The organism is Bacillus sp. 7884-1 (assembly GCF_002272245.1).
Classification (GTDB): Bacteria; Bacillota; Bacilli; order Bacillales; family Cytobacillaceae; genus Neobacillus.
On the sequence record NZ_NPDD01000271.1, the window covers coordinates 1 to 6,804 of the forward strand.

Consider the following 6,804-nt stretch of genomic DNA (forward strand, 5'->3'; position numbering starts at 1 on the left):
CCTAATTTTGGAAGGTTTTGTGTAATTTAGTTAGATATAGGTTTTAAGCTATATCTTGGAAAGTTGTTTTATTCTTTAAAAGGGCAAATATCCAATGTTTTTGAGAGAGATGGGAGATTGTATGTTCGTGAAAACAATTCCCGTGGCTTTAAAGAGGTAAAAGAGTTTGATTCCATTAATGTAGAAAGACCCAATTCCACTACCAGAAGTGGGCGAGTAGGAGATCAAGTGGTTCAATGTTTGCCACTCATGCGGTTTATTAAAATGGGATTATTCGTCGTCTAAGTCCAAAAGAACACTGGCTACTCATGGGTTTTACTTCAGAAGATTATGAGAAAGTCGCATAAATCGATAATCGACAGTCGTTATACAAACTGCCTGGAAATAGCATTGTGGTAGATGTTCTCGAAGCGATTTTTGAAGAGTTGATTAATCAAGGCTTTATTGTAGGAAAAGAAATGCATCAAACCCATTTATGTTTAGCGTAGTTAAGTTCATGACATTTCATCACGACATCTTATTTAAGGTGTGACGATATGCAACGACCAGAAAACGATTACCGTCAGCATAGGAAATATATCAACGGTATCATGAAATCAAAAGAAGAGTTACTTGAAACGGCCAGAAGTGAGGGAGAACGAGAATTTACCGTGTTTTATCCTTTGGCGGCGGAACCCAGAGCTCTCATTTACTTGAGGACCACTTCCGGGGGAATATTGAAAAATATGACTATATAGTGATGTCGGATGTAGGTACAGAGCCACAATTCATTCATGAGCAAGTAAGATGGTGGATGGATCGCCAACGACAAAATGGAGATACGACTCCGTTTATGATTGCCAGACATAACAGTATGGAGCGTGGATTAGAAGAAATGCTCATGTGTTATATTTCTGCCTATACATATGACCCAAATGTGTATAGGGAGAGTTGTTCAGATTGCGGTCAACGTTTAGAGACTAATGAAACGTTTGAATCCTATGGCAGAATTTATTGTGGACCATGCTATCAGTCCAAATAAGAGCTAAAATGATAAAAAAAAGAGTCCTGATCTGATCAGGACTCCCAAGGCAAATTGAATTAAGGTGTAACTCCAAGTTCTCTTAAAATATCATCTAATCTTTTACTCTTCACATTATCTGCAGGTTTTGGCGTGTTTTCTACATCTGGATTTACTTTTAAGTAGTTGGTTTTGACAAATCCGATGTCTGTTGCATTAACAATACCATCAAAGTTAATATCTGCTTCGCGTTTATTTGTGCCCCAAGCTTCTTGAATCGCCAGTGCATCGTTAATGTCGATTACTTGGTCTTGGTTTACATCACCTGCTACTGCTTCTTTGTTGTCAATGTACATATATTGCCCATACCACACACCGTTGCGTAAGAAGCCAACTTTTTGATTTTTTTGTATCGTAATAAAGTGCCCGGGTAGGTGTACTTCTTTGGTAAATAGTTGATCGGTTAACGGAAGCTTAGTCACAAGGAACTCTTGGTATTTGCTATTTATAGTTGCATCGTAGACTTTACCCATAGCATCGGAAAAGATTACTTTAACCCCAGCTTGAACCCAATCTTTTTGATTCCAGACAATAACTTGACCAGATGCATACTTTCTAAAACCTTCTGCTGTAAGTGGGCCAAATGCTTCAGAGAACGTAGGGGCGACGTTCCAAGAAAATGGTGCAAAGAAGAGATTGGTTGATGTGCCCGCTTCATTCACATAAGAAACCTTTGCATTAAATCCTGCGAATGTAGTGTAAGCAGTATCTTTCACCTTAATAGTTACGTCTACAGCAGGGATTTTGCCAGAAACTTCTTTCGTAGACGCTACATCTAGTTTGATCGATGGTTTTCCATTCGTATAGGTAACGGTTACTGTTCCTTCACCAAACTCACTTAATGCTGCATTGGGTTTTGCCTCAACCACTTCTAGTTGAGTGCCAAATTTAGGACCATAATTGTCATAGTCTAACAAATTCCAAGTGGCTGACTTTAATTTTTGTACATTGTCCAGTGTGAGGGTAGTGGTAATCGTTTCCCCTAATGCGATCGATTTTTGTTTACTGGTTCCATAAGCAAATGGAGTACCTTCTTTAACAAAGTAGTAGGCTTTCCTTCCACCTATGTTCCCACCTCCATCAAATCCATCCATCTTAAAGCTTAGGACCGGAATTTTTTCATTCATCGGTATTTCTTCTTTCCATTTTCCCGCTGTGTCCATACGGACAGGGTTGGAAGGGTATGGACTGTTGAAGTACAGCCTGAGCCAGTTTTTGGATTGGTCGACTGCCATCCCTGCTTGTTTTGCCGCTTCAATTTCTTTGTCATAGATTTGCACTTCAAATGGATAAGTAGTTTGACCTGGTTTGTACTCAAGGATCGGAGACTCTTGATCCAATGAGCTTGTAAAAGTAGGTAGATCAATATCTACTATTAGATCGAAGGATTTGGTAAGAACTTTGTCAGCCTCAGTAGTCGTAATCGTTTTCAGTTGGTATTGCCCCGGTTTTGCTTGTGCTGTTTCTGTAGAGATTCCATCGGCTGTAAACGGATAGTAGTTTCCATTAAACATAACTAGATAATAGTTTGTATCGACGTTTCTTCCAACCAGATTGTGTCGTCCAACGAAACCAAGCTCTTGCCCCGATTTCCGGTCTACTAAGATCATGTCCATGGTTTTCATCGGTGTTTTCAAGTTCATTACCGAAGTTACCATATAATTTCTATTAAATTCGCGATAGTAATCATAGCGATAGTAGGCTGGTCTAAATATATTACTACCTCCGATATCCAGTGTTTTGAAGTTGTCTTCCGCTGTACGAACACTAAATGGAATCCGATATTGCTCGGTTTGATCCTCTTGGCTGGTCACTAAGAGGTAACCTTCGTAAATTCCTTCAGCAGCAGCTTTAGGTACTTCGATGGTAACATGTAGACTTTCGGTAGAAGCTGGATCCACTGTTAAGGTTGGGTGGAATTTCACTTGTACCTGGTTGGCTACGGCATCTAGGCTACCTTTCACCGCTTGAAACTGAACGTTCAAATTGAAATTCTTTACTTTATCAGTTAGGTTTTGAAATTTCAACTTTTTGGTAACGCTAAGATCTTCACCTGCATAATGAGTGCCAAACGCAATGCCACCTGTTTTTTCTTTGATAGTAGTGATTACATCAGCGTTAGGAACTAGGGTCGTATCCTGTACTTGAATCTTCATCCCCGTATGGACGGCTTGATAAGGATCCACGCGTCCTGCTCCCACTTCAAATACACTGTAGGAACCATTCAGTGGATCAGCGGTGTTCATCATGATTGTTTTTACATCTTCAGGCTGTAACGTTGGATTGACTTGTAATAAGAGTGCTGCTACACCAGCCGCATTTGGCGTTGCCATGGAAGTACCTGAGAGACTAGCATACGCATCTTTGTAATCGGTTGGTGCGTCATGGTTCCCGATGTAAGCGGGTACAGAAGACAACACACTGACTCCAGGAGCGGTGACTTCTGGCTTGATGTCATAGGTTATTTTGGCTGGTCCACGAGAACTGAAGTCAGCTAGGGTGTCCCCTTGTGTTTTGGTTACAGTTAAATTACTAAATGTGAAGGATTTATTTCCTGCAGTTAGTTGCTCCTTCACCTTGAGTCCATCCTCTTGAGTAAGAGAGAAAGTAGGAATAAAGTTTTGATTTTCTCCGAAGTAAGCAGGAATATGGCCAGGTTCGTTGTTATACATTAAGACAGCCGCCGCGCCATGTTCTTTCGCAAACTTCAATTTATCTGCAAATGAATATGTACCCCGAGCAACGAAAGCGATTTTGCCATTCACATCTTTGCCCGTGTAATTCGCGTTACCACCAAGACCTACGTTTACTAGATCTAAACTTTTCCCTTCTAGAGTAGATAGGTTATCAGTGAAGGATTTTGCCATGTTACGCAGTTCCAGCCCACTGAGTGTTCCGATCGCCCCTTTCATGGACGAATGAGAAATGGATACATCACTGGCTCCAACGGTGAGAGCGAGTGCAGCAGCTCCAGGAGAGCCGAGAGTGTAAGAGTTAAGTCCTGTGTTACCCGCAGCCACCACGGCAGTGACATCACTTAATACCGCATAGTTCACGGCTGTACTCGTTGGTTCGTATGGATCGTTAATTCCTGTTCCCAAGGAAAGGTTAATGACATCCATGCCATCGGCAACGGCTCGGTCGATCCCCGCCATTACGGCTTCCGAAGTACCGCTACCATATGGTCCAAGGACACGGTACACATAGAGGTCAGCATCTGGAGCGACTCCTTTGACAGAGACTTCACTATCGTTTTTAGCTTGACCGACGATGATTCCAGATACGTGAGTCCCATGCTCCGTGTAGTAGGAGGAGCCATTGAATTCCGGGTAATCTGACTTTTTCCAATCGGCGTAGGTGGTTTCCATCGGATCGTTGTCATTATCGACAAAGTCATAGCCACCTTTGTAGGCATCTTTTAGATCAGGATGATTGTAGTCGACCCCTGTATCGATGACCCCTACTTTTACGCCTTTCCCTGTGATTCCTTCCGCATGAAGCTTGTCTACTCCTACAAATGGAACACTAGCCGCTTGCGTCGAAGCGTTATTAGATTCTTCCTGTGCGATGGAAGGGGGCTCTACCGTAAAGGTGATATTTTTGTGTACGGATTGGACCACTTCCGATTTCATCAACGTCTCTACTTGGTTCGCAGTAAGGGTAAGAGCCACCCCGTTATAAGAAGTTTTGTAGGAACGGGTGATTTTATAAGATTCTGCACTTTTGACTTCTGAAGAAGAAGTGGCAGCAGGTAAGATTTTTTCCAGATCACTTTGGAATGTGGAATGTTCTTGATCTACCTGTTCGTTGGCTTCTTGTTTGGTTACTTTTTTGCCTTTCAGAGCGGCCTCTAATACAGCTACTTTTCCTGGCTTGGACTTAAATTGTACGATAACAGAAATGTCTTTGTCTGATTTCAGATCTTCATCTGAAAATCCCTGCAAGCCATAGTTTTCTGTCATCTCGAGTTGGTTTAAGGCCGCTTGTTGTTCTGGGGTGAGCGATGCTAAGATTTGTTCTGCTGATTTACCAGTTGCACCCGAAACAGGTCCGATCCCAAACTGGACGGAGGGGAAAAGTAAACCCAATGATAAAGCAATGGCAGTTGAAGTTTTCGATGTTTTGCTATACCAACGATATTTTCTCTCTTTCATAGACTCCCTCTTTCTTGCTAAGAATTTGTAAAGATCGTAACGAAATTATTGTAGCATAAGCGTAAAAAGCGATAGAACTGAGAAAGTGCGCTTTAACAATTTTGATTTTAATAAAATTCCTCCTACATTTTTCAATTTGGCATTAGAGCCATCTTGCCCGAGAATATTATTTCTTCTAAATCACATCCCTTTACCTTCTGTCTGAAAATTATAACAATTCGTATTATACCTACACCTTAGAACAGTGTAAATTGGGGGATTTCCATGTGGTTCCATTGACCCATTCAACTAAAAAATATTTTAAGTACGTGTCAATAAAGCACGAAAACCTGTGGAAAATAGCATATTTTCAAAGGTGGATGGGTGAAATTTTGTAATAAATTATCAAGTTATGAATGCAATACATTTTAACCTTGGGGAAAAGACTGAAAATTAAAACCATTCTATCAATTCTTACGATTTTAATAGAATCAAATCGATAGATAGTACTAGGGACTCGTTTCGAGGAATAGAAGTTTAACTAGGACATTTGTACCAAAAACACCATTCGTGATTAATAGAACTAACTGTCTATGAATGCTGCTTTACTCTGAATGTAGATTACAATTAAGGGAAATTCTAAAAATCAATTAGTGTTAGGAGGATTTAGGGTGAAGTACTTTATGTATTAATACTTTAATCATTGCATGTGTCAAACAAAATTTCAGTAAGTGATGGGTAGTCGTTGCACCACCTGGTTCAATTGGCACTTCGATCTTATTAGCAAGGGCCTCAAAGCCAGAATCCTAATGGAGACTGCTGAGTTTAAAAAAATTGTAGATGAAATAGTTATTTCTAACGGAATGCAAAAAAGAGGTAGCTATTATTATTAAGAAAGTAAAGAAATAATGGTTGTACTTGGGTTACAAAAATCAAGCTACTCATCAAGTTATTATTTTAATCTGGGATACATAATTAAAGACTTAAATGAAAAGGCAAACCCTATATACACAGATGGAAATATTCGTTTGAGATTTGACTTTGATCTGAATGAAAAAAAGACTGACATTGTTGATTTTAATAAAGTGCAAAATGACAAACTTATTAAGAAATTAGAGAGAAACATCAAATATTATGTCTCTCCTATAACAAGCATTGAGGCATTAAAAAATCTAATTTTAGAGGAGCCTGTTCTCTTATTTCAGACTACACTTGTTACGAAACAATACCTTAAAATTAAATAAATCTTAAATGGGGCAAGGTTAAAGGTCCACCGGCTATATAGGTGGCTTTTTCTTTTGGTGCTAAAGGGGCAGGTTAGTTTAAATATAAGAAGGATTATAGCCGTTCAGAAAGGAACTTCATTAATAAAAGGTATACTTTGTAATGGGGGAGAGAGAAGCATGAAGTTGAATTTACCGCAAATATTATTCACCTCGTTTTTTATAGCAACAGTACTTACTGTTTCAAGCTCTCTAATTAATTGGGAACATCGGCTATACGCTGGCATTTTTGCTGGAGTAATATCAATAGCTGGTTCAGTCTTAGCTAAGATTATTTTTAAGGATAAGAATTAATATAATTAGTCATAGGAGTAGAAAATTGTTGATT

Annotated in this window: 6 protein-coding genes and 1 pseudogene; 6 read left to right on the plus strand and 1 reads right to left on the minus strand. The window is 39.6% G+C overall.

The genetic code is table 11. The features are described from left to right. The first annotated feature begins 117 nt into the window (after window positions 1-117). The 3 genes from CHI06_RS30120 (at window position 118) to CHI06_RS27415 (ending at window position 1,021) form a co-directional block, all read left to right on the plus strand. Window positions 118-285 carry a hypothetical protein gene (locus CHI06_RS30120; RefSeq protein ID WP_179292806.1) on the plus strand — a complete coding sequence of 56 codons (168 nt, stop codon included), beginning with the start codon at window positions 118-120 and terminating at the stop codon, window positions 283-285. Window positions 286-536: 251 nt separating this feature from the next. Further along, on the plus strand, window positions 537-737 hold the full coding sequence (locus CHI06_RS27410) for a hypothetical protein (protein ID WP_095251806.1): 201 nt from the start codon (window positions 537-539) through the stop codon (window positions 735-737). A 2-nt stretch (window positions 738-739) separates the two neighbouring features. Continuing rightward, window positions 740-1,021, plus strand: a complete 282-nt coding sequence (locus tag CHI06_RS27415) for an LIM domain-containing protein (protein WP_095251807.1) — start codon at window positions 740-742, stop codon at window positions 1,019-1,021. Between the two features lie 59 nt (window positions 1,022-1,080). On the opposite strand, the gene CHI06_RS27420 is transcribed toward CHI06_RS27415, so the two are convergent. After that, window positions 1,081-5,214: a S8 family serine peptidase gene (locus tag CHI06_RS27420; RefSeq protein WP_095251808.1), complete on the minus strand. Its 4,134-nt coding sequence runs from the start codon at window positions 5,212-5,214 to the stop codon at window positions 1,081-1,083. A 714-nt stretch (window positions 5,215-5,928) separates the two neighbouring features. On the opposite strand from CHI06_RS27420, the pseudogene CHI06_RS29525 reads away from it, so the two are divergent. The 3 genes and pseudogenes from CHI06_RS29525 to CHI06_RS30125 form a co-directional block, all read left to right on the plus strand. Further along, window positions 5,929-5,997, plus strand: a pseudogene (locus tag CHI06_RS29525) (VOC family protein); the annotation flags it as partial. Window positions 5,998-6,101: 104 nt separating this feature from the next. Then, on the plus strand, window positions 6,102-6,437 hold the full coding sequence (locus CHI06_RS27425; RefSeq protein ID WP_095251809.1) for a DUF4304 domain-containing protein: 336 nt from the start codon (window positions 6,102-6,104) through the stop codon (window positions 6,435-6,437). A gap of 54 nt (window positions 6,438-6,491) precedes the next feature. Continuing rightward, window positions 6,492-6,770, plus strand: coding sequence for a hypothetical protein (locus CHI06_RS30125; RefSeq protein ID WP_095251810.1), 279 nt, complete (start codon window positions 6,492-6,494; stop codon window positions 6,768-6,770). Window positions 6,771-6,804: the final 34 nt, after the last annotated feature.